This window comes from Spongiactinospora gelatinilytica (assembly GCF_003236385.1).
In the GTDB taxonomy this organism is placed as follows: domain Bacteria; phylum Actinomycetota; class Actinomycetes; order Streptosporangiales; family Streptosporangiaceae; genus Spongiactinospora; species Spongiactinospora gelatinilytica.
This window is the reverse complement of sequence record NZ_POUA01000528.1, coordinates 1-3,973: the sequence shown is the minus strand read 5'-3', so window position 1 is coordinate 3,973 and position 3,973 is coordinate 1. Positions and strand designations below refer to the sequence as shown.

Below are 3,973 nucleotides of genomic sequence, written 5' to 3'. Positions count from 1 at the left end.
CCGGACTCCTCTGACACCCCGGCCGGCCCCCCGCCCGGGACCAGGCGGCGCAGGGTGGGGCTGCTGGCCGGGCTCGCCGCCGTGGTCTACGTCCTCGATCTGGTCACCAAGGTCCTCGTGGTGGCCCACCTGGAGGGCAAGGACCCCGTCGTACTGATCCCTGACGTCCTGCTGTTCCGGGTGATCCGCAACTCGGGGGCCGCCTTCAGCATCGGCACCGGGCTCACGCTGGTGCTCACCCTGATCGCCGCCGGCGTGGTCATCGCCATCCTGCGCACGGCGCGCAACCTCCGCAGCCTGCCTTGGGCGATCACTCTCGGGCTCCTCCTCGGCGGCGCGTTCGGCAACCTGACCGACCGCGTCTTCCGCGCCCCCGCCCCCTTGCAGGGGCATGTCGTGGACTTCGTCCAGGTCTTCCCCGCGACCGGGTTCCCGATCTTCAACGTGGCCGACTCCTCGATCGTCTGCGGCGGAGTGCTGGCCGTACTGCTCGCCTGGCGCGGCTACCAGATCGACGGCTCCCGCCACGAGGACGCCGGCAAGCGCGGCGGCGGCAAGGCGGGCGGCGGCGAATGAGCGAGCAGCGCAGCCTCCCCGTCCCCGACGGCCTCGCGGGCGAACGCCTCGACGCCGCCATCTCGCGCCTGTTCGGCCTCTCTCGCACCCGCGCCGCCGAGATGATCGGCTCGGGCGACGTGCTCGTGGACGGCACGGCGGCGGCCAAGTCCGACCGCGTCCACGCCGGCGCCTGGCTCGACGTCACGCTGCCCCCGCCGCCCACCGCCCCGGTCCCGGTGGCCGAGCCGGTGCCGGGGATGCGCGTCCTGCACGAGGACGACGACATCGTGGTCGTGAACAAGCCGATCGGCGTCGCCGCGCACCCGACCGTCGGCTGGAACGGCCCGACCGTGCTCGGCGGCCTGCTCGGGTCCGGCCACCGGGTCGCCACCAGCGGCGCGGCCGAACGGCAGGGCATCGTGCACCGGCTCGACGCCAACACCTCGGGCGTGATGGTCGTGGCCAAGAGCGAAAGCGCCTATTCCTGGCTCAAGCGGGCGTTCAAGGAACGTACCGTCGAGAAGCGGTACCACGCCCTCGTCCAAGGACACCCCGACCCGCTGCGCGGCACCGTGGACGCCCCCATCGACCGCCACCCGTCGGGCGACGGCCGGTTCGCCGTGGTCGCCGGCGGCAAGCCGTCGGTCACCCACTACGACACCGTCGAGGCGTTCCGGGCGGCCTCCCTGCTCGACATCAGGCTGGAGACCGGGCGAACCCACCAGATCCGCGTCCACATGGCGGCCCTGCGGCATCCCTGCGTGGGCGACCTGCTCTACGGGGCCGATCCCACGCTCGCGGCCCGGCTCGGGGTGACCCGCCAGTGGCTGCACGCGGTGTCCCTCGCCTTCGAGCACCCGGCCACGGGTGAGTGGGTCGCCTTCACCAGCGACTACCCGGCCGACCTCGACGCCGCCCTCACCGCCGTCCGCGGGGAGTCCTGAGCCCTCAGATCCGGACGACGGTGTGGGCGCTCGGCTGATCGCGGGTGTCCGGGTGGCCGATCTCGTCGTCGTCGCCGTCGCCGCCAGGGTCGCTCGCGTCCGGGGAAGGTAGCGAAGGCGGCTTTTCCCCGCTCTCGTCCTTTTCCTTTTTCTTTTTCGGGTCGGGCGTCCTGTCCGGCGCGGGGGAGTTCTCGCGCTTCTTCTCCTGCCGTTCCCGCTCCTGTTCCTTGTCACGCTCACGTTCGCGTTCGCGCTCGTACTCGCGCCGCCGCTCCTCGTCCGCACTTCCCTCCGGAGAGCGCTCCGGGGAGGGCGCGGGCCGTACCTCCTCGCCGGACGAGGGCGCCGGGGCCTGGACGGAGACGCGCGGCACGGCGGGCACGGCGGGCGCGGTGGTCCTGATGGTGGTCGTCGTGGTGACGAACCCCGGGACGGGCGCACGTCGTTCCTCCGGACGTGCCGACAGCCAGGCGGCCCCGCCGCTGACCATGGCGACGACCATCGCCAGGCCGGTCAGCCCGGCCACCGCGAGCACCCTCCTGCCGGTGGCGTCCCGCGAGGCGGCGGCGGGGCGGGTGCGGTCGCCGTTCGGCTCGGGGTGCTCTGCCGCACCGGCGTGCGCCTTGCGTGCCGTACGAGGGGCGCGGCCGTGGCCCGGTCCATGCACCGGGCGGGCCGCCCGGGCGACGGAGACCCTGGCATGGCCGCACCCCGCCCCGCGCACCGAAGGCCGTACGTCCGTGGCGGCCTGCACCGCCGCCACCGGAATGGGCGCGGTGGAGTCGGCCCCCAGCCCCGACAGCACGGCCTGCAACAGGCCCGCCGCCTGCTCGGCGGTCGGGCGTTCGCGCGGCTCCTTGCGCAGCAGCGCGCCGATCACCGGGGCGAGCGCGCCCCCGTGGCTCATCGGCGGCGGTTCCTCGTGCAAGATCGCGGCAAGGGTCGCCAGCGCGTGCCCCCGGTGGAACGGCGAGCGCCCCTCGACCGCCAGGTACAGCGTCGCGCCCAGCGACCAAAGGTCCGAGGCCCGTACCGCCCCGCCGCCCGCCGCCCGCTCCGGAGCCATGAAGGCGGGCGTGCCCACCAGCATCCCGGTCCGCGTCATCGGCGATTCGCCCTCCATGGTGGCGATGCCGAAGTCGGTCAGTACCGCGCGCTGATCCGGGGTGAGCAGCACGTTGTCCGGCTTCACGTCCCGGTGCAGCACACCCGCCAGATGGGCGGCCCGCAGCGCGGCGATCACCTGGACGCCGATCCGGGCCACCTCCATCGCCGGCAGCGCCCCGCGTTCGCGGATCGCCGCGCCGAGCGTGGTCGAGGGCACCAGCTCCATGGCGATCCAGGGATGGCCCCGCTCCTCCAGTACGTCGTACACGGCGGCCACACCGGGATGGCTGATCCTTCCGGCCGCCCGAGCCTCACGGAACGTACGGGTGGTGAACGCCGCGCGCTCCGGCTCGGACAGATCCGGCGGCGGATTGATCTTCTTGATCGCGATGTCCCGGCCCAGCGTCTCGTCGTGCGCCCGCCACACCGTCCCCATGCCACCGCGGCCGATGGGCTCGACCAGCCGGTACCGCCTCCCGACCAGTTGGCCCCGCTCCTGCGAATCCGACATGGATCGACGGCTACCCAGGGAAGCCCCCGGCATGCGACCGGAACGGCGTTACGGACGCGCCTCACTTGGCGGGCTGGAACGTCCTTGCGAAGGTGTCGAAGAAGCTCAGGTCCTTCTTCCAGCTTTCGGCCCGGGTGTGCCAGTAGAGCGCGTAACCCTTGCCGCCTTCGGTGACGAAGCCCCGGTTGCGGACGTGCGCCCGGCCCGAGTCCATCTGCCAGGTGAACTCCCAGTCGGCCGCCGCCTTCATGTAGCCCACCTTCTCGATCTTCACGAGCTTGTAGCCCCTCAAGGACTTCCGCGTGCTCTTCTCCTGCACCACCCAGTCCTGGTACGGGTCGGACCCCGCGTCCGCCGCCTCCTCGATCAGCAGGTAACTGCCCTTCGCCGTCCCCGGGCCGTGGAACCACACCGAACGCCCCTCCTCCTTGTAGGCGGACCAGCCCTTCGGCAGGGCGACGGAGAAACCGCGCCCGTTCTGGTAGGTCCACCACCCCTTGGGGGCCTTGGAGTCGGGTTTCGGCTCTTGCGGGTCTTCCGGGTCGTCGTCCTCGCCTTCTTCCTCGCCGGGCTTGTCGTCCGCCTGCGGGGACTCGGCCGCTTCGCCGGACTTCTCCGGGGCCGCGGACTGCGCCGGCGAGGCGGGCTGCTGCCGGCCCTCCTCGGCGCTGCTCTTCGCCTTCTTCTCGTCGCCGTCCTTGCCGCCGTCACTGGAAGTGGAGGTCGGGCTGCTGGTGATCTCGGCGGTCCCGGTACCGCCCTCCGAGGCGCTCTGCATTCCCAGCCACCACGCGACCAGCGCCACGAGCACGACGGCCAGCACGATCAGCGGGAGAGCGCGCCTGAGCTGAAC

Annotated in this window: 4 protein-coding genes; 2 read left to right on the top strand and 2 right to left on the bottom strand. The window is 72.7% G+C overall.

Annotation, left to right across the window (positions count from 1 at the left end):
• Both lspA and C1I98_RS36265 read left to right on the top strand, forming a co-directional pair.
• Window positions 1-576 (top strand): signal peptidase II (gene lspA / locus C1I98_RS36270; RefSeq protein WP_438672132.1); only part of this gene is annotated, 576 nt, incomplete at its 5' end.
• Window positions 573-1,502 (top strand): RluA family pseudouridine synthase, encoded by a 930-nt coding sequence (locus tag C1I98_RS36265; protein ID WP_111171807.1) that lies wholly within the window; start codon window positions 573-575, stop codon window positions 1,500-1,502. The genes lspA and C1I98_RS36265, both read left to right, overlap by 4 nt.
• 4 nt (window positions 1,503-1,506) lie before the next feature.
• Here C1I98_RS36265 and C1I98_RS36260 read toward each other — a convergent pair whose 3' ends face one another.
• Together C1I98_RS36260 and C1I98_RS42145 are read right to left on the bottom strand one after the other, a co-directional pair.
• Window positions 1,507-3,120, bottom strand: coding sequence for a serine/threonine-protein kinase (locus tag C1I98_RS36260; RefSeq protein WP_158558333.1), 1,614 nt, complete (start codon window positions 3,118-3,120; stop codon window positions 1,507-1,509).
• A gap of 61 nt (window positions 3,121-3,181) precedes the next feature.
• The coding region (locus C1I98_RS42145; protein ID WP_497846146.1) for a serine/threonine kinase C-terminal domain-containing protein at window positions 3,182-3,973 on the bottom strand (792 nt) is incomplete at its 5' end.